The following is a 26598-nucleotide window of genomic DNA, read 5'->3' as shown; positions in this document are numbered from 1 at the left end:
CTTGTTTTTTGATTGGTGCTTTGACACTTCCAATCATACAAAACTTAGATAGCCAGCATGGTATTTTTTGTAACACGAATTCGGCTTACCGCAGGGATGTGCGCTCTAGATGAAGCGTTTGCCGGCGCACTCTTCCCACTGGCTGCGCGATATGGAGAGGAACAGGTCTGCCAGTGCAGGTTCGAACTGGGTTCCGCGGAATTTCCTGATTTCACAGGTCACTGCTTCGAAAGGTAGCGCTTTGCGGTAGGGGCGATCGGAAGTCATGGCGTCCAGCGTGTCCACCAGGGTAAAGATGCGGGCGCCGATCGGGATATGTTCGCCCGTGAGGCCTTTGGGATATCCGGTTCCGTCATAGCGTTCATGGTGACTGAGGATGATTTCGGCCGGACCTTTCAGGAATGCGATTTCAGACAGGATGGCATAACCGATCTGGGGGTGCTTGCGCATGTCAATCCAATCCTCGTCATTGAGCTTGCCCGGTTTGAGGAGGATATTGTCGGTAATACCGATCTTGCCGATATCGTGAAGCAGTGCGCCCTTGGCAAGCTGCTCCAGTTCCGCTCCCCTGATGCCCAGCTTTCCTGCGATCAAAACGGAAAAATTCATTACCCGTTCCGAGTGCGAACCGACCTCTTTTTCCCGGGCGTCAAGCGCTTTGACAAGTGCTGTCAGCGTGGTGTGGTAGGCCTCATTCAGTTCGTTCATGGTGCGGCGCAACTGCTCGGTCTGTTCCATGACCTTGAATTCGAGGCTGACCTGATAGTTCTTTTTTTCGATAGCCAGGCAGCGCTTCTCGAGCAGATTCCGGACCGTCAGCATGACCCTGCTGATACCAAAAGGCTTGGTAAGGTAGTCATCGGCGCCGAGATGGATACATTCCAGGGCGGTATTCATGTCTGATAGACCGGTAATCATCAGGACAGCGATCTCCGAATCAACCTTCTTGAGATCTCTGAGGAGATCGACACCACTTCTGCCGGGCATCATAATGTCGGATATTACCAGGTCGATCCGCTGTGTTCCCAGGATCGCGAAGGCTTCGTCCACATTGGCCGCCATGTGGCAGTGGTAGTTTTCCTGCTGGAGAGCTGAGGAGAGTAGTTCCCTGATCATTTCCTCATCATCTACCACCAGTATATGCTCATTCATGGATATTCTCCGTAGCGGTTGTGTCCGTCCGGGTGATGCTTTTTTTTACAATGCGTTTCATTTCAGCAGGATTGAACGGTTTCGTGATGAATGGAATCCGCTCACCAGGAAAATCACTGTCCTTGATGTGTCCGTCCGCATATCCGGACATATACACGATCCGCAGGTCAGGCCGCATGCCCCGCATCAATTTGGCCATTTCAGGGCCGGTCATATCGGGCATCATGATATCGGTCAACAGCAGGTCGATGTCGTCGGAAAAATGCTCGAAAATCCTCAATGCTTCCAGTGGACCGGAAGCGGTCAAGACCGTGTATCCCTGGGACCTGAGTGTGATCGCCGCCATATCGAGCACGGTTTTTTCATCCTCGACGACCAGGATCAGTCCGGACTCGGGCGAGAGCTGGGGCGGCTGGGGAGGAGCGGTGATCTGGGTTTCCTGCTCAATGTTCTCCATCCGGGGGAAAAATACACGAAATTCCGAACCGATCCCGATTTCACTCTGGACCTGGATATATCCACAGCTCTGCTTGACAATGCCATACACGGTGGCCAGTCCCAGCCCGGTACTCTTTCCCTGATCTTTCGTGCTGAAAAATGGTTCGAATATGCGATCGATACACTCCTGTGACATGCCCATGCCGCTATCCCGGACGGCGATCATGACGTATGAACCGGGCATGGATCCCCGGTTTGTCCGGACAAAAGATTCGTCCAGCACTCGGTTGGCGGTCTCGATGGTAATGGTGCCACCACGTTCGAAAGCATCACGGGCATTGATGACCAGGTTCATGATGATCTGCTCAATCTGGCTCGGGTCGGCTTTGATAAGGCCGATATCCGGAGAAAGACGGGTGGAGAATGTGATGTTTTCACCAATCAGACGACACAGAATTTTGTGCAGGCTGGCAATCAGGCTGTTGACATTGAGTTGGCGCGGCTCGAGTACCTGGCGACGTCCGAATGCCAGCAGCTGGCGGACCAGCGTGGCAGCACGTTCGCCGGCATTCAGTATCTGTTCAACCTCTTTACGGATTTCACCGTTATCGCCGATCTTCTGCAGAATAAGCGTGCTGTAACCGTTAATAACCGTCAGCAGATTATTGAAGTCGTGGGCGATGCCGCCAGCCAATTGACCGATTGCCTCCATCTTCTGGGCCTGGCGGAGATGTTCCTGCGCAACCTTGCGGTCGAGGTCCGCCCGAGCGCTTTTTATGACCAATGAACAGGTCTGGGCATAGTTTTCCAATTCATGGATGTGTGTTGTACGGTAGCCGTCGGCGCGATTGGCCAATCCGATCATACCGACCGTAACTGATCCGATTTTGAGAGGTATCCCTGCAAAACAGCTTATCTGTGGTGTGCAGATGTCGCAGGCACATCCTGCCCAGAGATTTTCTTCCGGAGAGTCAACGATGATGACCGTATCTTCTAAAACCGGTGCAAAAAGCAGGGAGCTATGACGGGGAAGAAGGTAGGTGCCATGGCGGCGGATTTCATACCTGATGTTTTGGAATACCGGCTCTTCGGAAATGGAATCGAAGGATGCCAGCGATAGAGCTAGGATACCGGCATGCCCGTCTGGAAGTAGTTCATACAGGATGCCAAAGGGTGAGTTGGTAACCGTCATGCAGGCGTCGATGAGAATCTGGGCCATTTGATTGATGTTGCCGGTTTCGATGAAACGCAGGTTTGCAGCGTTAATGGATTCGGACAGCATCAGACTGCGCTGCTGGTGCTCCTCCGTCGCCTGATAGAACGTGCTCAATTCGGACACGGGTTGATGGAGACCGTTTTTGATTGTCGTGATTTCCTGGGGCATGATGCGTAGCAGCTACTTTCTTGCATACAGGGTATGTTCAGTTTGATGCGGCGTGTTTGTAAAACCTACCACCCAATTGCCATGTTTTCAAGTGGCATGATCTATGATATATTTTTAACCATTGATTTCAATCTGTTGTCGTTACCGCGATCTCTGCTGGATGTTGAGCTGCTTTCTTCAGCAGTCGGCACCTGTACTGAATCCCAATCTGAAAGTGGTGAATGATGCTCCAGGAACGGCCATTGCTGCTCCCTATTCTGGCAATGGCCGCAGGACTGGTCATTTCTGATCAATGCGGATTTCTGCTGCCGTACTCGTCACTGGCTGCAACCCTGGTCTGTTTGATCTTTTCAAGCCTGATCAGGCGTCGACTTCCCTTTGTCATCTGCACAGCCCTGTTCTTCTTCGCATGGGGGCTGTGCGCCCTGTCCGCCTGGAAATCCCCCCCGACATCTCACCGCTCAATTGCCTTTCGAACAGCTTCTGTACCAATAGTCGTGGAAGGCATCATTCAGTCGCGCCCGATGGTCTCTCCAGCCGGCAGCAGCCTTGTGCTTCGCACAGAATCTATCATCAGCGACAAACAGGCCGAAGCGGTGTGCGGTGATCTGCTGTTGCATGTAGCTGAAGGTGATGTGACCGTTGCCAGGGGGGATCGGATTCGCTGCGTAACGCGAATTTTCCTCCCACGGCGGCTTGGGCTGCCGGGAGAGTTTGATTCTCCCCGTTATCTCAGCTTTCAGGGGATAGCAGCCAGCGGTCGGGTAGCATCACAGGACGGGATTGTCCTGATCCGGGCGGCTGCCAGGGAATCGGTACTGCGCCGTGCCGATCTGATGGCACGTTATCTGGGTGATTTTGTCCGGAGGGCTGTTCCGGATGTCAATGTTTCATCGGTGTTGAATGCTCTCCTTTTTGGCGACCAGAAGCGGATACCGGCGGATCTGGCCGCGGCCTATACCCGGGCCGGTGTCAATCACATCCTGTCTGTCTCCGGTTTTCACGTCGGCATCATCGCCTGCTTCATCGTGCTGGTTGCCGTGCTGCTGGCCACCCGCTCCGAAAAACTTGCCCTGCGCTTCAACCTCCGCAAAATGGTATTGATACTCACGGTACCCGCCATGCTGCTGTACCTGCTCCTGACCGGATCTGCGCCGGCTACGGGCCGCTCGGTCATCATGCTGGCCGCCTTTGCGCTGGCGCTGTGCGCGGAACGTGAAACCGATCCGGTCAACACGCTGCTGTTATCGGCATTTCTGCTGTTGGCGATTCACCCTCCCACCCTTTTCGATGTTTCCTTTCAGCTGTCCTTTCTGGCTCTGTGGGGGATTGTTGTCATTGTTCCGCCGGTCATGGAGCGGTTAGGCACAATCAAGCATGGCTGGCTGCGCACCCTGATCCAGTTTGTTGTCGCTTCCTGTGCGGCCTCGTTCGCGACGATGGTGCCGGTGCTGTTCATTTTTAACCAGGCATCCCTGAACGGCATACTCTCCAACTTCCTGATAGTTCCGCTCCTGGGGTACGGTGCCGTGCTGGCAGGATTCTGCGCAGTACCCTTCATAGCCCTGTTTCCGTCCTTCGCCCATCTGTTAATCGGTGCTGCTGCCACGTTGGTAGAGTTGTCCAACTGGTTGATCACTTTTTTCGCACGTCTGCCGGTCGTGCAGTTCCGGGGGATGTCTGCCCTTGACATGCTGTTGTTTGTTTCCTGTATGTGTGTACTGACATTTATTCGACACAAGGGCGCCAGGGTCTTCCTGTGCGCTGTGCTGCCATTGATTGCGATCGGCTCCCACCTGCTCGTTCCTGCGGCAGCCGACGGACGCCTGCATATCACCATGCTCAGTGTGGGGCAAGCTGAGTCGCTGCTCGTGCGGCTGCCCGACGGCAGCACCCTGTTGGTGGATGGCGGCGGGTATCTGCACGAAAACGGACGCGACTTCGGCGAACGCACCCTGGCGCCGGCACTCTACAAGCTCGGCGTACGGCGCGTCGATCATCTGATCCTGACCCATAGCCATCCTGATCATATCGGTGGGCTGCCCTATATTGCCCGCACGATTCCGGTCGGCAGGTTCTGGGAGGCTGCTCCAGGCGGAAGCGGTGATGACTATGACCAGTTGCGAAGAGCCCTGGATGGTAAACGGGTTCCTGTCCGCATGCTTGCGGCCGGAGATCGTATTGACCTGCCTGGCGATGTCGATCTGCAGGTGCTGTCGCCACACACAACACCGAAACGGTCGGAAACCGGGGTGAATGACATGGCAATGAATGAGGATTCCCTGGTGTTTCGCCTCAACTACGGCAGCTTCAGTATGCTGTTCACTGCCGATGCCGGCTTTCCGGCCGAGGATCGCATGCTGGCTGAAGATGTTGACCCGACTGCCAGAGCCTTGAAGGCCACGGTGCTGAAAGTGGGGCATCACGGCAGCCGCAATTCCACCTCAGCGGCCTTTCTTGACCGGGTCGCCCCGAAGATCGCCCTGATCTCGGCCGGCAGCGGCAACAACTTCGGACTCCCCTCATCCCAAACACTGGACCTGCTGGCCGGGCGGTCGGTCCGGACCTACCGGACCGACCGGGATGGCACCATCGAGCTGATCAGCGATGGTTCAAGCTGGAAAGTCTTCACACCTTATCGTCGTGATTAGGATTATCTTCCGGTGTTACAGCCAAAGACCGTTTGACATATCCCGCGTAGATGCGGTAAAAAGATACGTTAAATCAATTTCTTTAAAAAGAACCGGCCAATTCAATGGATAAGATTCTGATAGTAGAAGACGATCTCTTTTTCCGGGAGATGTTCACAGAAATTCTCATAGCCGAGGGGTATGAGGTCGATGCGGCCTCCTGTGGTTCCACAGCGTTCGAGATGATGTCCGATAATCGCTACGGCCTGGTGATTACGGACCTGATCATGCCTGATATCAGCGGCATGGAGATCCTCTCGCGAGTCAGGGAATCTGACCCGAGCATTGACGTCATCATGGTGACCGGCAATGCGAATCTCGAATCTGCTATCTTTGCTTTGAAGCACGGGGCCCGGGATTATCTGATCAAACCGGTCAACCATGATGAATTCCGGCATTCGGTTGCCCAGTGCATGCAGCAGCGCCGCCTGCTGGATGAGAACGAAGAGCTCAAGAACATGCTCAACCTGTTCCAGTCCAGCCAGACGATCGCCGGGTGCCTTGAACTTGAAAAGGTGTATCACCTGATGGTGGATGCGGTGGCCCGTGAGGTCGGGGTCAAGCGGGCGATCGGTCTGTTTCAGGTGGACGGCCGTCTTGAGCCTAAAGAGGTCAAGGGCCTTACGATCGCTGCGGCACAGCAGTACTGCAGCAATCTTCAGGAGATCATATCCAAACACCAGCTCAATAACCGCCTGATGATCAAGGTCAAGCTCTCTGATCTGCAGTCTGTGGAAGTCAAGCCCGATATACACGAGGCCTACCTTATCTTCGTGATCAACAAGGGTGTTCTGCTGGGGGTGATCGTTGTGTTTAACAATCCCGGACAGCAGCTGCCCGAGTTTGGTCCCTTCAAGAAGAATATCCGCTTTCTGTTGGAGCAGTCAGCCCGAGCCTTCCAGAATGCCGAAAACTACTCCCTGGCCAAGGATATGCTGTTCATCGACGATCTGAGCGGTCTCTTCAATCACCGCTACCTGGAAGTCGCCCTTGACCGCGAGCTGAAAAGGGCCGAGCGGTATGCCTCACATCTGGCCGTCCTGTTTCTGGACCTGGACTCCTTCAAGCGGGTCAATGATACCCATGGGCACCTGGTGGGCAGTCGCGTACTCAAGGAGATGGGCGATCTGCTGAAATTGTCGACCCGTGAGGTGGATGTGGTCATCCGCTACGGTGGCGACGAATATACGATCATACTGGTGGAAACCGGCGCCGAAACAGCCGGCATTGTGGCCGAGCGTATCCGTTCCCAGGTAGAATCCCATGTGTTCCTGGCATCGGAGGGCTTCAATATCCGCCTGACCTGCAGCATCGGCTATGCCTGCTGTCCGGATGATACCATGTCAAAGCAGGATCTGCTGGATATGGCCGACCAGGCCATGTATATCGGCAAGGCCGGTGGAAAGAACCGTGCCGGCCGTTTTGTAAAACCAGACTGATTATCCGACAACTACCTGAACGTCCGTTCTGTCCGAGCCTGTCCCGGACGACGGACGTTTTTATGTTTGATCCCCCTGTAAAAAAACGAGGAACTTATGGCAATCACTGCAATCAAAGGCTTTAACGATATCCTGCCTACGGAAACCGGCAGATGGCAGCATATCGAACAGGCTGCCCGGCGCGTTTTCGAGATGAACGGCTTTTCCGAGATTCGCGTTCCGATCATGGAAAAGACCGAGCTCTTCTGTCGCTCCATCGGCGATGCCACCGACATCGTTGAAAAGGAGATGTATTCCTTTGTCGACAAGGGTGAAAACCCGGTCACGCTGCGCCCCGAAGGTACGGCCGGAGTCATGCGCGCCTTCATCGAGCACAAGCTCTACGCCCAGGACCCGGTGGCCAAACTGTATTACCTGGGCCCCATGTTCCGCTACGAGCGTCCCCAGAAGGGGCGCTACCGCCAGTTTCACCAGATCGGCGCCGAGATTACGGGTGTGCACGATCCGCTGGCCGATGCCCAGGTGCTGAACATGCTGGTGCAGTTCTTCCGTGGGCTCGGGCTGGATGAACCTCAGTTGCAGATCAACTCACTGGGTTGTCCTGATTGCCGCCCGGCCTATCGTGCCACACTGATAGCGTTCCTGGAACAGCGCCGCGAAGCCCTCTGTGAAGACTGCCGCCGCAGGCTGACGGTCAACCCGCTGCGCGCCCTGGACTGCAAGGTGCCGGGCTGTATCGCGGCCACGGTTGGGGCGCCGTCGGTGCTGGACAACCTCTGCCAGGGCTGCTCCGACCATTTTGAAAGCGTCAAGGGGTATCTCGATTCCACTGCTACCCCCTACAGCATTAATTCCCGCATGGTGCGTGGTCTGGATTACTACACCCGCACCACCTTCGAGATGGTCACATCCCTGCTCGGTTCCCAGTCGGCCGTGGCTGCCGGCGGACGTTATGACGGGCTGATCTCGCAACTGGGCGGACCGTCCATTCCCGGAATCGGTTTTGCCATGGGGGTCGAGCGGGTGGCGCTGCTGCTGGGAGACAAGGAGTTCTCGCAGCAACCGGACCTGTTCATCGCCACCATGGGGGCAGGGGAGCGCGCCTTTGCCTTCCGTTTGATGCATGACCTGCTGCAGATGGGTGTACGGGTGGAGATGGACTACGAGGGCAAAAGCCTCAAAAGCCAGATGCGCCGGGCCGACAAGCTGGGTGCGCGCTACAGTGTTGTCATCGGGGGAAACGAGGTGGCGACGGGCAGGGCGATGTTCAAGCGTATGGCTGATGGGGAGCAGGTGGAAGTGGTTCTTGAAGCAGGGGAAATTTTCACGATAATTTGTTAAGATATTTCATTGAAAATAATTAAAGTGTGCTGTGTTGCAATTCTAACGTTTTAGAAATCCACATACTTGCCCTGTCTTGTGGCACAAGTATTGCTGTGTTCCAATGAAACGGAGGATTGAGCCATGAGAAAACAAATAATATCAACAGCAGGTTTTACTTTAATAGAGCTTCTAATTGTCGTAGCGATAATCGGGATTCTGGCTGCGATTGCAATTCCGCAGTTCTCTGCTTACCGTGCGAAGGCTTATAATAGTGCCGCAACAAGTGACATAAAAAATGCTAAAACCAGTTTGGAATCTTATTATACTGAACATCAGACATACCCTCATTAAGATTGGGCCGTAAATTTCAAAGTGTCAAAAAATGTCAGTGGTGTGTGACAAACAATTGTCGTAACTTGGCCGAAAATGATACATCCTTTATTGTAAATTGTTTGATTCAAGCTGGTTAGGCGAGATTGTGATTAATGGCTTAAAAATTGCGTAAATAAATTTTAGAATTTTATATGTTTTATGATTTTCTAACCGCCTGTTTACAGGCGTACAATCAAAGAAAGGAGAAGGATCTATGTTAAACATGATTAGAAACAGAAAAGGTTTCACCCTGATCGAGCTCTTGATCGTTGTTGCGATCATCGGCATCCTGGCGGCTATCGCCATTCCCCAGTTCTCTGCATACCGTGCAAAGGCTTACAACAGCGCGGCGACCAGCGATCTGAAAAACACGAAGACCAATCTTGAGTCTTATTTTGCAGATAACCAAAAATATCCGTACTAATTAAACAGTTATTTTATTGAAAGGAGTTAACAATGAAAAGAAATATAATTTTGCTCGCTACAGTTCTTACTCTGGGTGTCTCTGCAAACGCTTTTGCAGCAGCTGGCACAATGGCTTGGCTTGATAAGCAAGCTGACGGCAGTTTTCCATTTCCCGTTACTACTTCTATTCAACCACTATCAGTGAAGCCTTCTGCCAATGTTTGGCTCGGTTACGGTTTCGAGACAACCGGTGTAGCCTATGGTCTGGCCGCTCTGCATTCATCAGGTACTTTTACCTATGCAACCACATCTACCGAAACCAATATCTACAGGTATGCCAATGCTTCTCAAACGTGTGGCTTGACCACCGGGAGATATAACGGTACGGGAGTCAACTGCCCTGCTACTCCTGCAGATGCAACTTCAGGTATTTCTTGGGGCGCAGGGTGGACAGCTTCGAAGTAATTTAGCCTACCTCTTTGATATGAAATTGCGGGATGCGCCTTTTCGGTTCATCCCGTTTTTATTAACAGAATGGAGTGTCATCAAGTGAATAACTTTTGCGTGATATTTGGAGCGACTTTTAAAAGTTTCATTCGGGACCGGTTGTTGCAGTTCTTGCTGGTGTGTGCTCTGCTTATATTTCTGGTGGTACCGGCACTCAGCCTGTTTTCCATGCGTCAGGTTCAGGAACTTTCCGTAACGCTATCGTTGTCCGCAATATCATTCATTCTCCTGATACTGACCGTTATACTTGGTTCTTCATCTGTCTGGCGTGATCTTGACCGCAGATATCTTGCATCTGTACTTGGTCTTCCAGTCTCTCGCACCAGTTACATACTTGGCAAGTTTGCCGGTATCCTTGTCTTTATCATGATTGGGTGTCTGCTACTCGGCATTGCGGCTACGGTTGACATTGCATTGGTATCGGCAAAGTATCCGTCCGACATTTCTGTCAGATGGCTTGCAATTTGGGTGGCAATTCTTTCGGATGGGCTAAAGTTCATTATGGTCGCTGCGGTTGCACTGCTTTTTTCGTCCTTGAGCACCTCGTTTTATTTGCCGTTTGTTGCCACTTTGGCTGTTTATTTTTGTGGAAGCGCCTCGCAAGAGGTGTATGAATATATTTTGAGCGATTACGGTAAAACCTTGACCGGCATAACGCGTGGTGTTATCAGCGCGATTTATTTCTGTATACCGAATTTCTCTGCCTTTGACTTCAAGGTTCAGGCTGTGTATGCACTTCCGGTCTCATTGAAAGGACTAGTGTTCACAGGAACGTATTTTTTGATTTATACAAGTATTATCCTGATGGTCGCAGTGTGGTCATTTAACAGGAGGGAACTGGCGTGACTGGTCGCCTTTTATTTGTTCTCTTACTGACTTGTTATGTTTTAGGAATGGCACCCTTTTCAAGCTATATGGAGAACAGGCCCATAGCCGTAAAACTGGGATATTTGCCTAGTGCTGAAGTGCTTCGTGTAACGGTTGCCGATCAAAAACTGCTGGTTGCGCATTTTGCCGTTGTCAAGGTGCTTGTATATTTTGGAACTCTTGTGGAAAAGTTTAAAAACAAGGTTGTTCTACCTCCCGAATATCTTAATATGTACAAGACACTCCAGACAGCCGTAAAACTTGATCCTTATAACAGTGATGCCTATTATTTTGCACAGGCCGCATTTACATGGGAAGTGGGTCGGGCTAAGGAAGTAAATCTGATGCTCGATTACGGTATGAAATACAGGGCCTGGGATTTTACCCTTCCATTCTATGCCGGGTTCAATTCGGCATATTTTCTAAAACAATATGAGCCAGCTGCCCGTTACATGAAGAAGGCAGCCGAGATTTCCGGAAACCCTTTGCTGATAAACCTGGCCGCACGATATTATTATGAATCCAATAATAGTGAACTTGGAATTCAGTTTCTTGAGATGATGGAAAAGGGTGCCAAGGACGAAAAGCTGCGTGGATTGTACCAGCTGCGCCGGACGGCTCTGCAGGCTGCACTGGAAATACAGTCCGCGGTGAAGACGTTCAAGGAGCAGACCGGGCATCAGCCTGTACGGATCGAGGAACTTGTCGAACACGGTCTTCTGAAGAAACTGCCGGAAGACCCGTATGGTGGGCGCTTTTTTCTCGATGATACGGGTACCGTCCGGACAACAAGTAAATTTGCTTTCGGGGGTCGTTAAAGAGTGAGTGCGCTTTCAATACAGGGATTGAGTAAGACGTATCGCGGAAAAAAACTTCAGAAGGTGACGGCTCTGGTAGACCTCAACCTGGATATTGCCGCCGGTGAGGTGTTTGGTTTTCTTGGTCCGAATGGTGCCGGGAAAAGCACGACGATCAAGTCCGTCATGGGCCTGATCAAGCCGACAGCCGGTCAGGTGACGGTATTCGGCATTCCCGTGACAGACCCGGCGTCCCGCCGCAGGATCGGCTACCTGCCGGAAAACCCGTCATTCTTTGATTATATGACCGCCCGGGAATACCTCGTGTTTGTCGGGTCCACCTATGGGATGGATCGTTTGTCTCTGAAGACGGGCGCGGAGCGCACTCTCGAACTGCTGGATCTCAGCCACGCCGCTGATCGACCGATCCGCGGCTACAGCAAAGGGATGGTCCAACGGCTTGGCCTCGGGCAGGCCCTGGTTCATGATCCCGATATGTACATCCTGGACGAACCGATGAGCGGGCTTGACCCGATCGGTCGTGCTTTGGTGAAAGACATCATCCGTGATCTGAAACAGCGTGGAAAGACGATTTTCTTCAGTACCCATATCACGGCAGATGTGGAAGCTGTCTGCGACCGGGTCGGGGTTATCTCTCAAGGGGTCCTTGAAACCCTTGACAGCGTTGACAGTATTCTTGAAAAGGGCGTTGTCGGGTATCTGATCACCTTCTCCCGCCCGGACGGAACAGACGAGGAAAAGCTCGTGTCCCGGGAGGATCTTGATTCCACGATGAGGCAGTTGCTGGAGGCGAGGTCCGTTATCAAGGCCGTAGAGCCGAAGAGAAAGGATATGGAATCTTTCTTCCTTTCTGTTGTGTCAAGGACATGAAAATCTCAGTCAGGCCGGGATTGAAAATCGCTTTTTCAGTTTTCTTTGTCATGGCGATTTATTTCCAAACAATCGGCCACCCTCTCAGCCGATTTGATGATCCGTTTATTGTCGAATACTTCGGCCTCAACAGCACGATAACGTGGCTGGATGTAATCACACCTGGTAACAGTTTCTACTACCGCCCGCTGGTCAACCTCTCGTACTGGGTCGATTTCCAGCTGTGGGGGATTGAACCATCGTTCATGCACCTGGAGAACGTTTTACTGCATCTTCTGAATGTGATTCTGGTCTTTCTGATCACCTCCCTGATCCCGACTGCTTCAAAAAACAAATACCTGCCATATGCCGCTGCGGTTTTGTTCGGAGTTCATCCCATCAACAGCGAACCGGTCAATTGGATCGCCGGCAGAACCGATGTGTTCGCCTGTACATTCGTGCTTCTGGCGGTATACCTTTTGATCCGGGCCCTGCAGGAGCCATCTTCACGTCTCTCCTGTCTGGCATTTGTGGCAGCTTTTGTCGGTATGCTGACAAAAGAGACGGCCGTCATGTTTATTCCATCAGCGTTTCTTGTTACCGTGTGCTGGCCAGGTTTGCAGCCGGGCATGTCCCGGTTCAGGAGATTGATTTCCCCTTGCTTTCTGCTGCCGGTTGTAATCTCCACCGTTCTTGTCTCAGCATTGATGCTGATGGTAAATGTGAAGCGCCCCGGATATACCGCGCTTTCTGCCATGTTCGAAGGCGGGCCCGGCATTCTGTTACGATTGCTGGTAGCGTTCGGATTCTATGTACGGAAGATGTTTCTGCCGCTGCCGTTGAATGCGGCTGTTGTTGATGTCAGCCCCTGGTATGCGATCGCCGGTATAGCCGCTCTCTGTGCGGTGATCGCCACATTCCGGCGCCCTGGCATACCCGCGCTTTTTTTCGCACTGCCGATTCTGTTCATACTTCCGGCCCTGGCTGTGGCCGCAACACCGATTGCATGGACACCCTTTGGAGAACGCTACCTGTACATCCCATCCGCCTTTGCGGTGATTGGAAGCCTTGTCCTTCTAAGCCGGATTCTCGAACGATGGAACGTTGAGAGGCTGTTTGTACCGATTGTAAGCGCAATCGTTGTGCTGTCCTCTTTTGCAACCTTTCAGCGTGGTCAGCTCTGGGGGGACAATCTAGCAATGTTGGAAGATATTATCGCAAAGTCACCTAACTTTGGCGTAGTCCGCAACGAATATGGTATTCTGCTAAAGATGGACAAGCGTTTTGTCGAGGCGGAGAAACAGTTTTGTATAGCGGCCGCACAAAAAAACAGGAAAAATGTGGATCGAATGATCCATCTGAATCTGATCGGCATGAAGATTCAAGGCAAGCCGACTGACGAAGCGAAAAGGATATTGACGTCAGAAATGGGCACCAAGACTGGCGGAGACCCGGAGCTTTTGAAGGTCATTAACAGCTGTAATGAAGATTTACTTGTTAAAGAATCTTCTCTGACAAGCAAAAGAAAGCTTGTGGTAGATATGATAGAAACCAATGAGATCCTGTATCAGAAGACACACGATACTTTCTATCTCTACAGGTCCGGGCAGCTGGCGCTTTCCATCGAAGATCGTAAAACTGCCGCGGCATTGTTCAAAAAAGCATATCTCAGCGCTCAACCCGATGCCTATTACCGGGAACCGGCCAGGAGGCTGGCTGAAAAATTAGGTGCCGAATGAACTTGATGCCATATGTGATCATGCTGCGGCCGCGACAGTGGATCAAGAACCTGATGATCTTCTTCCCGCCGTTTCTTAGCGGCGCACTCCTTTCTTCGTCATGCCTGTCGGCGGCCGGCCTGATTTCCCTGTTCTCATTCTGTTCTGTTTCCAGCGCGCTCTACATTTATAACGATCTTACCGACATTGAGAAGGATGCCATGCATCCGGTCAAATGCCTGCGGCCGATTGCATCCGGTAAGGTATCGCTGACAGCCGCGTCTGTGATTACGATTATGTCCGGTTTGACAGGTTTTGCTGCCGCCTTTTTTTATGCGCACTCGCTGATCCCGTATCTGCTGCTGTATGCCGTGGTGACGGTTGTCTATTCGAAATGGCTGAAAAACCGGCCGGTTCTTGACCTGTTCTGCATCTCCAGCGGTTTTCTGATCAGGCTTCAGGCCGGAGGCGCGCTGTTTCAGGTTACAATCTCCGAATGGCTGTTTTTGAGTGTGTTTTTTCTGTCACTCTGTTTGAGCTGCGGTAAACGCTTGTCAGAGCAGAATCTTCTCGGGGTGCATGCATCGGATCACAGATCCAGTCTGTGCGGGTACCCTGAAGGTGCTCTGGATGCCATGCTTCTCATATCTGCAGCTACGGTACTTGTAACCTACTCGATGTATACCCTGATTCATCCGCCGCTCGTATATACCGTTCCGCTGTGCGCCTTCGGGCTTTTCCGGTATATCATCCGGATAAAGGCCGGTAAAAGCGGTGATCCGACCGAGTCGCTGTTTAAAGACGTTTCATTGCTCTGTGTGAGTGTGCTGTGGGTGCTTATCGTGGGATGGAGCATCTATCTGTGAGCATGGTCTCTATCATCGTTGTTAACTGGAATGACTGGAAAGACACGATTGAGTGTCTTGACTCGCTTTTGAAACTTGCCTACCCCGAGTACAGAATTGTTGTATGTGATAATGATTCTCATGATGAATCGCTGCTTAAACTGCGGGAGTGGGGTGCACAGACATTTTGCGAAAGCTCCGGCCGCTGGCAGGAATTAACAGCTGAGGCAGCTGAACAAGGCCTTGGCACTTCAGCAGCCATATGCACACTGGTAACAAATCCGGCAAATCTGGGCTTTGGCGGCGGTACAAACGTCGGTCTGCGCTATGCACTGGCGTGCGGTGATTCCGATTTTTGCTGGCTGCTGAACAACGACACGGTCGCCGATCCGTTCGCGTTGACTGAACTGGTCAAACGGCTGCATGAAAAGCCGGAAGCCTGCATGTGCGGCTCCACGCTGCGTGAATTCAATGACCGGACAAAGATACAGGCATTGGGCGGAGCCGTCTATTTCAAGTGGCTTGGGCTTGCCTGGCATATCGGCAGGACTATTCGCGGAGACAGGTTACCGGACGCAGCTGTGGTTGAAAAAAGGATGGATTACATCATCGGGGCTTCGTTGCTGGTTCGCTCTGCGTATCTGAAAGAAGTCGGGCTAATGGCGGAAGACTATTTTATTTATTTTGAAGAAATTGACTGGATCTGTCGCGGGCGGGGCCGCTACAGCCTTGCCTATGCTCCGCTGAGCGTCGTGTATCACAAGGTGGGGGCAAGCATCGGGACAGCCACAAATCCCCTGCGGAAGAGCTATATATGCGATTTCTACAGCCTGCGCAACCGTCTCGTTTTCACGCGCCGATACTGCCCGCAGGCCCTGCCGGGTATTTATCTCGGCCTGATACTGGAGATGATGGTTCGTTTGCTGGTGGGCAGGTGGGATCTTGCCGGGATGGTCTATCGTTTGATCAGGAATGGCGGCAGCAAAGCGGAATTGACATGACCCTGCGGATATCTGTCATAACCGTAACCCTCAATTCGGGGCGGTTTTTGGAGGACTGCCTTGCTTCCGTCGCGGCACAAGGTGACAGTCTCCATGAGCACATCATAGTCGACGGCGGATCCGGTGATGAGACACTAGAGATCGTCAGGAGGCACGCTGCCGCTGACCCCCGTGTCCGTTGGATCTCGGAGCCGGACAGGGGAATCTCCGATGCGATGAACAAGGGTGTTGCGATGGCGACCGGTGATGTCATCACCCATCTCAACTCAGATGACTATTACCCGGATCCCCGAGTTCTTGCCGCTGTTCAGGATTGTTTCGCGCGCAATCCGTCGGAATCTTGGATTACGGCTGGTTTTACCTTTGTTTCCGAGGAAGGTGCCTTTATACGGGACATCAGGGTGCGAAGATATTCGTTCAGGCGCCTGATACGCGGCAATATCCTTCTGCATCCCTCTACGTTCATAAAACGGGAGCTTTTCAACGCGGCGGGGGGCTTCGATCTGTCACTATCGTATTGCATGGATTATGATCTTTTTCTCCGGCTGGGGAGTATCATGCCGCCGCTGGTGGTCGATAAACTGCTAAGCTGTTTCCGGGCACATGCCGGCAGTCGTTCGGTCTCCCACGCAGAGCAGGCATACGCCGAGGAGTTTCGTGTCAGGATGGGCTATCTGCAGAGCAGGGGCCGTTCCACGGCCTATTATTATCTCGATTATCAGATCAAGCGCCTGTATAACAGGTTTCATTACAGAAGACTTCTGTCAGCCATCAGACCGTGAGTGATCATTTCCAGGCATTTGTCAGGTTATGAGCTTTCCGGCAAAAACAGTCCGCATCATCTTTCTGAATCAGGGAATGCCATGCCAAAAGTCAGCGTAGTCATCCCCTGCTATAATCACGGTGCGTATCTTCCGGAGACGCTGGCCTCCCTGCAGGCGCAGACCTACACGGACTTTGAGATCATCGTGGTGAATGACGGCTCAACTGATGCGGCGACCGTCAGGCTGCTGGAGGGTCTGGAACAGCCCGGGACCAGGGTCGTTCACACCTTCAACAGCGGGGTGTCGGTCGCAAGGAACAGGGGGATTTCAGAGGCATGCGGCGAATACATTCTCCCTCTTGACTCAGATGATAAAGTTGGACCCGGGTTCCTTGAGCAGACCGTCAGACAGCTTGATATGAACCCGGGCGTTGCGGTTGTATACTGCGAGCGTGTTTTATTCGGTGAGCGGGAAGGGGCGGCACCACTGCCTGCTTACGATCCTGTTGCGCTGCTGTTCGACAACTGTATCTGCCCCGCTGCTCTTTTCAGGAAGACCGACTGGGAAACAGTCGGCGGCTACAGCGAAAAAATGATCTACGGCTGGGAAGACTGGGAGTTTTGGATATCACTCTCCGAGCTTAATAAGCAGGTTGTTAAGATTCAGGAGCCGTTGTTTTTTTATAGAATACGGAACACTTCCCGCGACCATTCGCTTCGATTCCGGCAGAAGTTCGCCATGATGTCTCTAATAGTGTTGCGGCATAAATGTCTTTATCTTCGTAATCTTGATTTGCTTGTTAAAAAGGTGTTAAATATGCTTCTCGGTAAGAAGGAGCCTAATTGTCAGAAAGATCTACCAAACAAATTTATACCACAGTAATCAAGGCAAAATCGGGCTGGTTTGACGTGAACCTCTCGGAGCTTTGGAAGTATCGCGACCTGATCGGTCTCTTTGTCTGGCGTGACTTTGTCTCGATTTACAAGCAAACAATTCTGGGGCCGCTCTGGTTCATTATACAGCCGCTACTCACTACGCTGGTTTTTACGATTATATTTGGTAATGTAGCCAAACTTCCAACAGACGGCCTCCCTCCTTTTCTTTTCTATCTTTCTGGTGTCATTGCCTGGAGGTATTTCGCAGATTGTCTTAACGGCACATCCAGCACATTTATCGGTAATGCCCATATCTTCGGCAAGGTATATTTCCCTCGATTGACGGTTCCTGTATCAGTCGTAATCAGCAATCTGATCGCTTTCGGAATACAATTCTGCCTTTTTCTTATTTTTTTTATTTACTACTGGCAAAACAGTTCTGTCATTCACCCGAAACCGGCAATTATGCTACTGCCAATCCTGATAATTCAGATGGCTGCTCTTGGTCTCGGTTTTGGAATTATCGTGTCTTCAATGACTACCCGCTATCGTGATTTAGCTCACTTGGTCGGTTTTGGCGTTCAGCTCTGGATGTTTGCTACTCCTATTGTGTATCCGGCTTCATCTCTGCCAGAAAATTGGCGCTTTGTTCTGGCTCTTAACCCGATGGCCCCGGTTATCGAGGCGTTTCGCTTCGCATTTCTGGGCACCGGTTCAATCAACATGCACAGCTGGCTGATCAGTCTGGCAATCACGGCATGCATTCTCTTTGCAGGGATCATCATGTTCAGCAGAGTGGAAAAAACTTTCGTGGATACGGTTTAAATGAGCAACACGGTCATACAGGTGGATAATCTCTGGAAAGAGTACCGATTGGGTGCAATCAATCACCACACCCTCTCCCGTGACTTGCAAAGCTGGTGGGCCATGGTGCGTGGCAAGGAGGATCCAAACTCACAGATCGGCTCTGACATTACACAAGTCACGCAGCCTGATGACCGTTTCTGGGCGCTTCAGAATGTCTCCTTCGAAGTCAAACAGGGCGACATCCTTGGAATCATAGGTCGGAATGGTGCAGGAAAGTCAACGCTGCTTAAGATTCTTTCGCAGGTTACATCCCCAACAAGAGGTGAAGTCCGTTACAAAGGACGCATTGCCAGTCTGCTGGAGGTTGGAACCGGTTTTCATCCCGAATTGACGGGGCGGGAGAACATCTTTCTCAATGGTGCAATCTTGGGAATGAACAAAGCGGAGATCCAGTCCAAGCTCGACGAGATTGTGGCATTTGCCGAGATGGAGCGTTTCCTCGATACACCAGTAAAGCGATATTCTTCGGGCATGTATGTTCGCCTTGCATTTGCCGTGGCAGCTCACCTGGAACCGGAAATACTGATTGTAGATGAAGTGCTGGCGGTGGGTGACGCTCAGTTTCAGAAGAAGTGTCTGGGAAAAATGGAGGATGTGGTAAGGGAAGGACGGACGGTGTTGTTGGTAAGCCATAACATGGGAGTAATAAACCGTCTCTGCCATACCTGCATCTTCTTGCGGAACGGGCAGATTGAAAGTGCTGGACCCTCCGCGCAGATTGTTGAAGAGTATATACAAACAGGATTTACTGGACAGGCCGCCGAGGTTGCCTTCAGCGGTGGAGAACATGACGATATTCAGTTTGTTTCAGCACGACTTGAACGTGCAGACGGAACAATGAGTTCAATTTTCAGAAGTGATGAAGATGTCAGAGTACAGGTAACTTATAAAGTAAAACGTCAGTTAGCCGGTATTTCTCTGGCAATCAACATCACGACAAGTGTTCAGGAATCACTCTGGAGTATGGCGGATTGGGAGGAGCATCCTCAGTTGCTTAACAGACGAGAACCTGGCATATGGACGTGCGAATGGGTTGTGCCCGCGAATGTGTTGCGGCCGGGGCGTTATTTCATTGCTTGCGGTGCTGGAAGCCCCACCTGCTACTTTCATCATCCCGAGCCGTTTCCATTTGAGATTACCGCAGAAGGAACATGGAGACCGGCATATCAGCAGTTTGGTGTCAGTGGTGGGCCGATGGCTATAAAAATGAGGGTGACAGAGCCAAAGTTGAAATCAGAGCCAATTCCTGGTGACTGAACGGGATTACTATTAGAAAGCAGCGTTGACTTTTGGAATATGCACGCCATGATCGATAGCAATAAAATATTTATAATCGCCGAAGCAGGCGTCAACCATAATGGCAGTGTAAGCCTGGCAAAAAAACTGGTTGATGCTGCAAAAACGGCTGGTGCTGACTGCGTGAAGTTTCAGACATTCAGGGCTGAAGATATAGTAACGGCGAGTGCACCGAAAGCACACTACCAGCTTGAGGTTACTGATAAGAATGAATCACAACTTGAGATGCTCAAAAAACTTGAGCTTGATTTTGCGGCCCATCAGGAGCTGATTGAGCACTGTAGAAACGTTGGCATTGAATTCCTGTCCACCCCTTACAATATCAGGGATATCACGTTACTAGAAAAGCTGAGTGCAGGTTCCTACAAGGTTGCTTCCGGGCAACTGGTTGAACCTGATTTTCTTCGAGCCGTCGCCGAAACCGGCAAATTGATGTATCTTTCCACCGGGATGGCGACCCTTGCAGAGGTAGCCGCCGCAGTCAGGACAATTCGTTCAACCGGTAATGATCAACTTGTTCTGATGCAATGCACAACCAATTACCCTTCTCGCCTTCAGGATGCCAATCTGCTCGCTATTCCGACCATGGCAGACGCTTTTGGAACAACTATGGGCTACTCTGATCACACCACATCGGACACCGCCTGCATGGTTGCAATCGGTTTGGGGGCCAGGGTGATTGAGAAGCACCTTACTCTCGACAGAAGTCTGCCTGGTCCAGACCATGCTGCTTCAGCCACCCCTGAAGAGCTCACACGCCTCTGCCGAGCAGTCCGTGAAGCTGAATTGGCTCTCGGCTCAGGTATAAAAGAACCGTGCGAGGCAGAGGTTGTAAATGCGCGTTGCATGAGACGCAGCCTGGTGGCTTCGCGTTTGATCAAGGCCGGAGAAATCATCAGGGAGGATATGCTTGCCTGTAAGCGCCCCGGCACCGGCATTCGGCCGGATATGTTGCCGGAAGTTGTCGGCTGTGTTGCAACTCAGGAGATTCAAAGCAACGAACTAATAACCTGGGATATATGTAGAGATCGCACATGAATGATCTCTCTGTTTCAAGATTGTCTCCTGCTGATGCATCGCCGCTCTCCAGTCTGCTGACGGCAGACGACAAGGATTATCGGCAGTACTTCGTACCATTTGCCAGCACCGGCATTACAAGACTGGAGAAAAGGCTTGCTTCGGCACGCGAGGATCGCTACTGGGGGATCTGGTTTAAGGATTCTATTCTGGCCGGTTTTTTCATGTTGCGCGGCTTTGACGAAGGATATGTACGGCCCTCTTTCGGTGTGTACATCGCCGGTGCCTATTCTGGAAAGGGCCTTGCCGGATTTGCTCTTGACTACTGCATGAGCTGGTGCCGAATAAACAGCATTGAGGCAATGATGCTGAAGGTGCATCCCGACAACCGCTACGCACGACGATCATACGAAAAAGCAGGGTTTACGGTTATTGGCACTTGCCCGCTAACAGGGCACACGGTCATGGAGAAACGCTGGAGCGAGGGGAAATGAGATGCCATATTTCAACAGGTTGTTTCCAGACCACTAGCCTGGATGAGATTCTGGCGATTGCCTGTAAGCATGGTTTTGACCTCGAACTCAGCTCCTCGCTTACTTTTTATCCCGCCATGCTTGATTCACTATTCAAGGCAAAATCACAGCTTAATTATCTTATTCATAATTATTTTCCACCGCCTTCAGTTCCTTTTGTGCTTAATCTTGCATCAAATGACCTTGATACTCACAGCCGAAGCGTCAATCATTGCAAGGAGGCAATCTGCCTATGTGCCGACCTTGGGGTGCCTAGCTACAGCGTCCATGCCGGTTTTGCAATTGAGATGAGTCCGTGCATGCTTGGAAATCCCCGATTGCAGAAGCACGCTTGTGTAACAGCCAAAATAGATCGAGAAAAATCATACCGGATATTTGTTGATACCATACGCACGCTTGCAGATTTTGCAGCTTTGAAACAGGTAGATCTGCTTGTGGAAAACAATGTGGTTGCGGTTGAAAACATATGCAATGATGGTACGTTTCCTTTATTGTTGGCAGATGTTCAAGAGATAAAGACATTTTTTATTGATCTGTTCCGCCCGGATGTTGGGCTCTTGCTTGACACGGGGCACGCAAAGGTAAGCGCTGAATCTCTTAAAGTTGATCCGCGATTATATTTCGATGAGCTGGAACCGTTTATCAAGTGCCTGCATCTGAGTGACAATGACGGTCGACGGGATAACAACCGTCCTTTTAGTTCTAGCTCATGGTTCGTTACCTATTTGAGAAAATATGAATCCATGCCGATGGTGGTAGAGGTGTATAACTGTTCACGTTCGGAAATAGCGGACCAGCGAAGTCTGCTAATGAATCTGCTTGATTGAACTATCATTGTGATCGGAGCTGATGTTTTATGGGAATAGATTTCAGTATGCTCCTTATTTCTACAGACGTGACACTCAGGGATGTATTGGCTGCGCTCGATAAGAACGGGAAGGGTGTGGTGTTTTTGGTTGACCATGCTCAGGTCATGAAGGGATTGCTCACTGACAGTGACGTTCGGCGCGCTTTGTTACGAGGGGCATTAATTTCTGATCCGGCAGAATTGTATATGAATCGTAATTTTGTGTCTGGAACGTTACCCAAGGATACTTCTGAAAATATTGCGCTCTTGAATGAGAAGATCTGCACTCTGCCCATCCTGGATTCCGCGGGTCATGTGGCTGATCTGCTGCGGTTGACTGATTTATGGCGGCTTCCCGTAATGGAGCCGGTTCTCAAGGGGAGAGAAGTTGAATTAGTTCTTGATTGCCTGACCACCAACTGGATTTCGTCACAGGGAAAATATGTTGAGCAGTTTGAAGACAGATTCTGTTCCTACGTGTCGACCGATCATGCGTTATGTGTTTCAAACGGGACGGCCGCCCTACACCTGGCCATGGCAGCTCTGGGTATCGGTTCCGGTGATGAGGTCATTATTCCAGATCTGACCTTCATTGCTCCGGCCAGCATGACCGTGCTCTGTGGTGCCAGACCTGTATTCGTAGATGTTGACCGTTCTACATGGACTATTGACCCGCGGGCTATCGAAGGCTGTATATCTCCAAAAACAAAGGCAATAATTGTCGTCCATCTCTATGGTCATCCTTGCAATATGGATCCGATCATGGAGATTGCAAAACGTCATGGACTCTTCGTCATTGAAGACTGTGCCGAGGCCTTGGGAGCGACATATAAAGGGCGTAAAGTCGGCTCTATCGGGGATGTCGGAACCTTCAGTTTTTTTGCAAATAAGGTGATAACGACGGGTGAAGGCGGCATGGTGACAACCAATAACCCCGAACTCAATAACAATATGCGGTTGCTTCGGGACCATGGCATGACCCGTGAAAAGCGATATTGGCATCTTGTCACTGGTTTCAATTATCGCCTTACCAACCTTCAAGCGGCTATTGGTCTTGCCCAGTTGGAGAAAATTGAAGATTTCCTGAGCTACCGTGAAGAAGTGGTGAGTCGCTACTCCGCTCAATTGAAGGATATTGATGGAATCATTCTCCCGCCTCAGGAGGATTGGGCCAAAAATATATACTGGCTCTATTCTATTCTTGTGGATAAAGAGACGACAGGAATTGACCGCGACACGTTAATGGGGCATCTTGCCGTACACGGTATCGATACGAGACCATTATTCTATCCGCTTCACCAGCAACCGCCATTTCTTGCAGAAGCCGGTAAATGTTTTCCTAATGCGGACTGGCTGTCGGCCTGCGGCTTAAGTTTACCTACCTCAAACAATATCAAGCTGGAAGATGTGGATAAGGTTTGTGCGGTTATCCGTTCAGTCATGAATAACAAAAGCATCTTCCGAAAATATGAGACAAGGCAGAACTCATGATGACCATTATTACACCCCCGGTCGAGGCGGCTGCTTAGTGTTAGTTGCGTCACGTCCCACTAGCCCTCGTATTTTGTTTATCAATATAAATCCCCGGCCCGATTGGACTCGGGATAAGACGCTCATTTATTTCAATTTAGGTCTTTGCCAGGTCATGACGCATGTAAAAAAGTCAGGCTATGATTTCGATCTTCTTGATTTTTCAGTCAATCCTATGAGCAAGAATGCGTTTGTCGGCCATGTGTCTCAGGGACGTTATGATGTTATTGCTTTTAATGGAATGGTGCACACACTGTGGCAAATGGAAGAGATAGTTGCCCTGGTCAAGTCGGTAAATCAGGACACTTGCATTGTTGTCGGCGGATACGCAACCATGCTCGAGAACGATGCTTTGTTGCGATGGACCTGTGCAGATGTTGCCATCAGAGGAGAGGGCGAATTCGCCCTGGTGGAAGTTTTGGAGCGGATAAAGTACGGCAGAGATTTTGATGGTATTCCGGGAGTAGCATATAAAGACCAGCGGGGTATACACCCCGCTGCCATACGAAAGCCAGACCAGCCGCTTGACCTGATGGGCTTTCCTGATTGGGATCTGTTTGATGTAGAGGCATATATCCAGTCAGGTTCCAAGCTTGTCAGCCATCATTTGGGAGTACTTCGTAATCAAAGGTTCTTTTCGATTATTACCACGCGGGGCTGCCCGTTCCGATGCACATTTTGCAGTAACAACCAGCTTATTCAAGCGCATAATCCCTATCGCCGTCACTCTTCCGCCTTTGTGGCAGCCATGATCAAAGAACTGCATGATCGCTACGCCATCAATCACTTCAAATTTCTGGATGAACTTTCCTTTCTGAATAAGACCGATGTGGTGCACCTGCTTGATGAACTGGATCAGATACATCTGGATGTTACCTTTGAAGCCATATGCAGAGTAGGCCTGCTCGGTGAAGATGATCTGGCGCTGGCCCGGCGAATGAAGGCTGCCGGCTTTAAACGGCTCTTTTATTCGCTTGAATCCGGCAGCCCTAGAATTCTGCAGCTTATGAATAAGCAAATTTCCATTGAGGCCTTTTCTGCCCAGAAGCGTGTGTTGGATGCAGTCGGTATAACTTCCGGCACAAATGTCATTATTGGCTACCCAACTGAATCAGAGGATGATATTGCCCAGACATTTAACGTGTGTCGCGAGAATGGAATTTTGCCCAGTGTATGCTTTCTCCTGCCAATACCTGGATCTGAAATGTATGAATTTGCACTTCGGGAAGGTTACATAAAGAACGAAAAAGAGTACATCTTTGGTATAGGTGAACAGCAGTATCTCAAAATTAATATGACCGGCTTGACCGATGATCAGCTATATTCAAGTACTGTAAATCATTTGAAGCAGATCAGGGATGTCTTATCGCTTGATATTCCTGACGATAATCTTATTTGTTCAGTAAATGTCGGCGAAAAACGGGAAGGCAAGAAAACTTTATTCGTTAGTTGAGGTTCAGGATATGAATTCAAACAGTGGCGGCGTTCTCGGAATTATTCCCGCCAGGGGAGGCAGCAAACGCCTGCCTCGCAAAAATCTGCTGCCGTTGGCTGGAAAACCTTTGATATCATACACTATACAAGCCGGACTGCAATCTCACTGTATAGATGAATTGATGGTTTCAACGGATGATTCTGAAATAGCGCGGGTTTCGATTGAATATGGCGCCAACGTGCCATTCATGCGGTCTTCCGCCCTGGCACAGGATGATACGAGCACCTTTGAGGTTGTTCGTAATGTGATTGATTACTATAAAAACGAGAAAAGCAGGTTGTTTGAATTTATTGTGCTATTGCAGCCTACTTCTCCTTTGCGGGATGCGGTTGAAATTGAATCCGCCATGGAGTTGCTGCACAAAAATAAAGCGGATGCTGTTGTTTCTGTCTGCGAGCCTGATCACACACCATTATGGTGCAATACACTGCCAACTAACCTGTCGATGGAGGGTTTTTTAAGGGACGACGTCAAATTCAAAAGAAGACAGGAGCTGGACCGATATTATCGAGTTAACGGTGCCGTTTACATCATAAATGTTTCCTGCTTACTGGCTGAACAAACCTTTTTTATAAAAAATAACATCTTCGCTCATATCATGCCGCAGGAAAAATCAGTCGATATAGATACTGGCCTGGATCTGAAACTATGTGAACTTCTTATTCAAGAGCGTATGGATGCCACCATGGTTCTGTCTTGATGTTCAGCCTTTCTGGAGTCATGCGTATATCTTCAGCGGTATTTTCTTTACTTGCCTCTCGATGGAGAGGTGCGTACACGTTTACTTTCAACGACCTTTTTCTCTACCTCAATGAACGTTACTATAGTAAGCACCCTTTTATTGACGTCATTTCTGACCACAGCGATGATCTTCTGCTGCTGGAAATAGGTGGCCGTCGCATATTCTGGCCAACGCCGATTGCATATAACGAATTAAGCTGGCTGTTTGGAGAAGTATTTTCTCCATGGTCAGGCAATCCCTCTTCTTATAATCATCCAGCCTTTGATATCGGCAATGCCAAATGGATTGTTGACGCCGGCGCCTGTGAGGGGTTCTTTTCGCTCTTTGCACTTGAGCAAGGAGCACAGTTGGTCGTTGCGGTTGAACCTCTGGGACTGCTGTGGCCAGCTCTGCACAATACCTTTGCTGAGCATAGCGCTACCGGCCGTTTTACACTTTTCGAAGGGGCGCTTGGAATGGCGTCCGGCACTGCACACCTCAGCCTTGACCACCTGCATGCCTGCGATGCGACCGTTGTCACGACAAACACCGGACAGCTGGTCACATTGACCACGCTCGACGAGTTGGGAGAACGATACAGCCTTGAAGTGGGCGGGATAATAAAGATGGATATCGAAGGAGCGGAGATGGATGCCCTGCGCGGCGCCACGCGACTATTGCAAGAGTACAAGCCTAAACTTGCTGTTTCCGTCTACCACGGCTATGATAATGCCACCCTGTGTGCACAGATTATCCAGGCAGCAAATCCATCTTATACAATAGAATTCCGTGGAATGTACGGTTGGTTTAGTCCGCCGCGGCCATATATGATCTTTGCCTGGTGA

General features: G+C 50.6%; 25 protein-coding genes and 1 pseudogene. 24 read left to right on the top strand and 2 right to left on the bottom strand.

All coding sequences use genetic code 11. The annotated features are described in order from the left end of the window. Window positions 1-105: 105 nt before the first annotated feature. On the bottom strand, window positions 106-1152 hold the full coding sequence (locus ACOCF6_RS23555; protein WP_482462901.1) for an HD-GYP domain-containing protein: 1047 nt from the start codon (window positions 1150-1152) through the stop codon (window positions 106-108). Then, the gene (locus ACOCF6_RS23550; RefSeq protein WP_482462899.1) at window positions 1145-2974 is read right to left on the bottom strand and encodes an ATP-binding protein; all 1830 of its coding nucleotides are present in this window, start codon (window positions 2972-2974) and stop codon (window positions 1145-1147) included. Before ACOCF6_RS23550 ends, ACOCF6_RS23555 begins: the two co-directional genes overlap by 8 nt. A 242-nt stretch (window positions 2975-3216) precedes the next feature. Between ACOCF6_RS23550 and ACOCF6_RS23545 the strand changes: the two genes are divergently transcribed. The 24 genes and pseudogenes from ACOCF6_RS23545 to ACOCF6_RS23430 all read left to right on the top strand — a co-directional run bounded on the left by ACOCF6_RS23545 (window position 3217) and on the right by ACOCF6_RS23430 (window position 26598). Further along, entirely contained in the window at window positions 3217-5625 is a 2409-nt protein-coding gene (locus tag ACOCF6_RS23545) for a DNA internalization-related competence protein ComEC/Rec2 (protein ID WP_482462897.1), read from the top strand. A 104-nt stretch (window positions 5626-5729) separates the two neighbouring features. Next, window positions 5730-6056, top strand: a pseudogene (locus ACOCF6_RS23540) (response regulator); the annotation flags it as partial. 21 nt (window positions 6057-6077) lie between these two features. Then, window positions 6078-7103: a diguanylate cyclase gene (locus ACOCF6_RS23535; protein WP_482463430.1), complete on the top strand. Its 1026-nt coding sequence runs from the start codon at window positions 6078-6080 to the stop codon at window positions 7101-7103. Between the two features lie 96 nt (window positions 7104-7199). Then, complete coding sequence (gene hisS / locus ACOCF6_RS23530; RefSeq protein ID WP_482462895.1) at window positions 7200-8444, top strand: histidine--tRNA ligase; 1245 nt, start codon at window positions 7200-7202, stop codon at window positions 8442-8444. Between the two features lie 123 nt (window positions 8445-8567). After that, window positions 8568-8777 carry a type IV pilin protein gene (locus ACOCF6_RS23525; protein ID WP_482462893.1) on the top strand — a complete coding sequence of 70 codons (210 nt, stop codon included), beginning with the start codon at window positions 8568-8570 and terminating at the stop codon, window positions 8775-8777. A 235-nt stretch (window positions 8778-9012) separates the two neighbouring features. After that, a complete protein-coding gene (locus tag ACOCF6_RS23520) occupies window positions 9013-9222 on the top strand; it encodes a type IV pilin protein (protein ID WP_482462891.1) in 210 nt (69 codons plus the stop codon). A gap of 32 nt (window positions 9223-9254) precedes the next feature. Then, on the top strand, window positions 9255-9668 hold the full coding sequence (locus ACOCF6_RS23515; RefSeq protein ID WP_482462889.1) for a hypothetical protein: 414 nt from the start codon (window positions 9255-9257) through the stop codon (window positions 9666-9668). A gap of 84 nt (window positions 9669-9752) precedes the next feature. Beyond that, window positions 9753-10556 (top strand): ABC transporter permease, encoded by an 804-nt coding sequence (locus ACOCF6_RS23510; RefSeq protein WP_482462887.1) that lies wholly within the window; start codon window positions 9753-9755, stop codon window positions 10554-10556. Continuing rightward, window positions 10553-11395 carry a hypothetical protein gene (locus ACOCF6_RS23505; RefSeq protein ID WP_482462885.1) on the top strand — a complete coding sequence of 281 codons (843 nt, stop codon included), beginning with the start codon at window positions 10553-10555 and terminating at the stop codon, window positions 11393-11395. Before ACOCF6_RS23510 ends, ACOCF6_RS23505 begins: the two co-directional genes overlap by 4 nt. Before the next feature lie 3 nt (window positions 11396-11398). After that, window positions 11399-12265, top strand: coding sequence for an ABC transporter ATP-binding protein (locus tag ACOCF6_RS23500; RefSeq protein ID WP_482462883.1), 867 nt, complete (start codon window positions 11399-11401; stop codon window positions 12263-12265). Continuing rightward, window positions 12262-13983 carry an ArnT family glycosyltransferase gene (locus ACOCF6_RS23495; protein ID WP_482462881.1) on the top strand — a complete coding sequence of 574 codons (1722 nt, stop codon included), beginning with the start codon at window positions 12262-12264 and terminating at the stop codon, window positions 13981-13983. Before ACOCF6_RS23500 ends, ACOCF6_RS23495 begins: the two co-directional genes overlap by 4 nt. Then, on the top strand, window positions 13980-14828 hold the full coding sequence (locus ACOCF6_RS23490) for a decaprenyl-phosphate phosphoribosyltransferase (protein ID WP_482462879.1): 849 nt from the start codon (window positions 13980-13982) through the stop codon (window positions 14826-14828). The genes ACOCF6_RS23495 and ACOCF6_RS23490 overlap by 4 nt, the downstream gene beginning before the upstream one ends. Before the next feature lie 2 nt (window positions 14829-14830). Beyond that, a complete protein-coding gene (locus ACOCF6_RS23485) occupies window positions 14831-15808 on the top strand; it encodes a glycosyltransferase family 2 protein (RefSeq protein WP_482463428.1) in 978 nt (325 codons plus the stop codon). Further along, complete coding sequence (locus ACOCF6_RS23480) at window positions 15805-16590, top strand: glycosyltransferase family 2 protein (protein WP_482462877.1); 786 nt, start codon at window positions 15805-15807, stop codon at window positions 16588-16590. Before ACOCF6_RS23485 ends, ACOCF6_RS23480 begins: the two co-directional genes overlap by 4 nt. Before the next feature lie 81 nt (window positions 16591-16671). Beyond that, window positions 16672-17454: a glycosyltransferase family 2 protein gene (locus tag ACOCF6_RS23475; protein WP_482462875.1), complete on the top strand. Its 783-nt coding sequence runs from the start codon at window positions 16672-16674 to the stop codon at window positions 17452-17454. Beyond that, complete coding sequence (locus tag ACOCF6_RS23470) at window positions 17415-18272, top strand: ABC transporter permease (protein WP_482462873.1); 858 nt, start codon at window positions 17415-17417, stop codon at window positions 18270-18272. The genes ACOCF6_RS23475 and ACOCF6_RS23470 overlap by 40 nt, the downstream gene beginning before the upstream one ends. Continuing rightward, window positions 18273-19571: an ABC transporter ATP-binding protein gene (locus ACOCF6_RS23465; RefSeq protein ID WP_482462871.1), complete on the top strand. Its 1299-nt coding sequence runs from the start codon at window positions 18273-18275 to the stop codon at window positions 19569-19571. Window positions 19572-19610: 39 nt separating this feature from the next. Then, window positions 19611-20648: an N-acetylneuraminate synthase gene (gene neuB, locus ACOCF6_RS23460; protein ID WP_482462869.1), complete on the top strand. Its 1038-nt coding sequence runs from the start codon at window positions 19611-19613 to the stop codon at window positions 20646-20648. After that, window positions 20645-21121: a GNAT family N-acetyltransferase gene (locus ACOCF6_RS23455; protein ID WP_482462867.1), complete on the top strand. Its 477-nt coding sequence runs from the start codon at window positions 20645-20647 to the stop codon at window positions 21119-21121. Before neuB ends, ACOCF6_RS23455 begins: the two co-directional genes overlap by 4 nt. After that, window positions 21118-21987 (top strand): sugar phosphate isomerase/epimerase family protein, encoded by an 870-nt coding sequence (locus tag ACOCF6_RS23450; protein WP_482462865.1) that lies wholly within the window; start codon window positions 21118-21120, stop codon window positions 21985-21987. The genes ACOCF6_RS23455 and ACOCF6_RS23450 overlap by 4 nt, the downstream gene beginning before the upstream one ends. A gap of 29 nt (window positions 21988-22016) precedes the next feature. Beyond that, the gene (locus tag ACOCF6_RS23445; protein ID WP_482462863.1) at window positions 22017-23498 is read left to right on the top strand and encodes an aminotransferase class I/II-fold pyridoxal phosphate-dependent enzyme; all 1482 of its coding nucleotides are present in this window, start codon (window positions 22017-22019) and stop codon (window positions 23496-23498) included. Continuing rightward, window positions 23476-24990, top strand: a complete 1515-nt coding sequence (locus ACOCF6_RS23440; protein WP_482462861.1) for a B12-binding domain-containing radical SAM protein — start codon at window positions 23476-23478, stop codon at window positions 24988-24990. Before ACOCF6_RS23445 ends, ACOCF6_RS23440 begins: the two co-directional genes overlap by 23 nt. Before the next feature lie 10 nt (window positions 24991-25000). After that, window positions 25001-25732, top strand: a complete 732-nt coding sequence (locus ACOCF6_RS23435; protein WP_482462859.1) for an acylneuraminate cytidylyltransferase family protein — start codon at window positions 25001-25003, stop codon at window positions 25730-25732. Between the two features lie 20 nt (window positions 25733-25752). Further along, window positions 25753-26598 (top strand): FkbM family methyltransferase, encoded by an 846-nt coding sequence (locus ACOCF6_RS23430; protein ID WP_482462857.1) that lies wholly within the window; start codon window positions 25753-25755, stop codon window positions 26596-26598.

The organism is Geobacter psychrophilus (assembly GCF_056821595.1).
The sequence above is the reverse complement of the archived record's forward strand: the minus strand, read 5'-3'. Positions and strand labels throughout refer to the sequence as shown.

What these genes read in the sequence shown, in the direction of transcription:
- ACOCF6_RS23480 (WP_482462877.1), top strand. Translation starts at nt 15,805, where the DNA reads ATGACCCTGCGGATATCTGTCATAACCGTAACCCTCAATTCGGGGCGG.
- neuB (WP_482462869.1), top strand. Translation starts at nt 19,611, where the DNA reads ATGCACGCCATGATCGATAGCAATAAAATATTTATAATCGCCGAAGCA.
- ACOCF6_RS23535 (WP_482463430.1), top strand. Translation starts at nt 6,078, where the DNA reads ATGCAGCAGCGCCGCCTGCTGGATGAGAACGAAGAGCTCAAGAACATG.
- ACOCF6_RS23525 (WP_482462893.1), top strand. Translation starts at nt 8,568, where the DNA reads ATGAGAAAACAAATAATATCAACAGCAGGTTTTACTTTAATAGAGCTT.
- ACOCF6_RS23430 (WP_482462857.1), top strand. Translation starts at nt 25,753, where the DNA reads ATGCGTATATCTTCAGCGGTATTTTCTTTACTTGCCTCTCGATGGAGA.
- ACOCF6_RS23550 (WP_482462899.1), bottom strand. Translation starts at nt 2,974, where the DNA reads ATGCCCCAGGAAATCACGACAATCAAAAACGGTCTCCATCAACCCGTG.
- ACOCF6_RS23445 (WP_482462863.1), top strand. Translation starts at nt 22,017, where the DNA reads ATGGGAATAGATTTCAGTATGCTCCTTATTTCTACAGACGTGACACTC.
- ACOCF6_RS23515 (WP_482462889.1), top strand. Translation starts at nt 9,255, where the DNA reads ATGAAAAGAAATATAATTTTGCTCGCTACAGTTCTTACTCTGGGTGTC.
- ACOCF6_RS23455 (WP_482462867.1), top strand. Translation starts at nt 20,645, where the DNA reads ATGAATGATCTCTCTGTTTCAAGATTGTCTCCTGCTGATGCATCGCCG.
- ACOCF6_RS23490 (WP_482462879.1), top strand. Translation starts at nt 13,980, where the DNA reads ATGAACTTGATGCCATATGTGATCATGCTGCGGCCGCGACAGTGGATC.
- ACOCF6_RS23495 (WP_482462881.1), top strand. Translation starts at nt 12,262, where the DNA reads ATGAAAATCTCAGTCAGGCCGGGATTGAAAATCGCTTTTTCAGTTTTC.
- ACOCF6_RS23485 (WP_482463428.1), top strand. Translation starts at nt 14,831, where the DNA reads ATGGTCTCTATCATCGTTGTTAACTGGAATGACTGGAAAGACACGATT.
- ACOCF6_RS23555 (WP_482462901.1), bottom strand. Translation starts at nt 1,152, where the DNA reads ATGAATGAGCATATACTGGTGGTAGATGATGAGGAAATGATCAGGGAA.
- ACOCF6_RS23465 (WP_482462871.1), top strand. Translation starts at nt 18,273, where the DNA reads ATGAGCAACACGGTCATACAGGTGGATAATCTCTGGAAAGAGTACCGA.
- ACOCF6_RS23435 (WP_482462859.1), top strand. Translation starts at nt 25,001, where the DNA reads ATGAATTCAAACAGTGGCGGCGTTCTCGGAATTATTCCCGCCAGGGGA.
- ACOCF6_RS23520 (WP_482462891.1), top strand. Translation starts at nt 9,013, where the DNA reads ATGTTAAACATGATTAGAAACAGAAAAGGTTTCACCCTGATCGAGCTC.
- ACOCF6_RS23440 (WP_482462861.1), top strand. Translation starts at nt 23,476, where the DNA reads ATGAGACAAGGCAGAACTCATGATGACCATTATTACACCCCCGGTCGA.
- hisS (WP_482462895.1), top strand. Translation starts at nt 7,200, where the DNA reads ATGGCAATCACTGCAATCAAAGGCTTTAACGATATCCTGCCTACGGAA.
- ACOCF6_RS23475 (WP_482462875.1), top strand. Translation starts at nt 16,672, where the DNA reads ATGCCAAAAGTCAGCGTAGTCATCCCCTGCTATAATCACGGTGCGTAT.
- ACOCF6_RS23450 (WP_482462865.1), top strand. Translation starts at nt 21,118, where the DNA reads ATGAGATGCCATATTTCAACAGGTTGTTTCCAGACCACTAGCCTGGAT.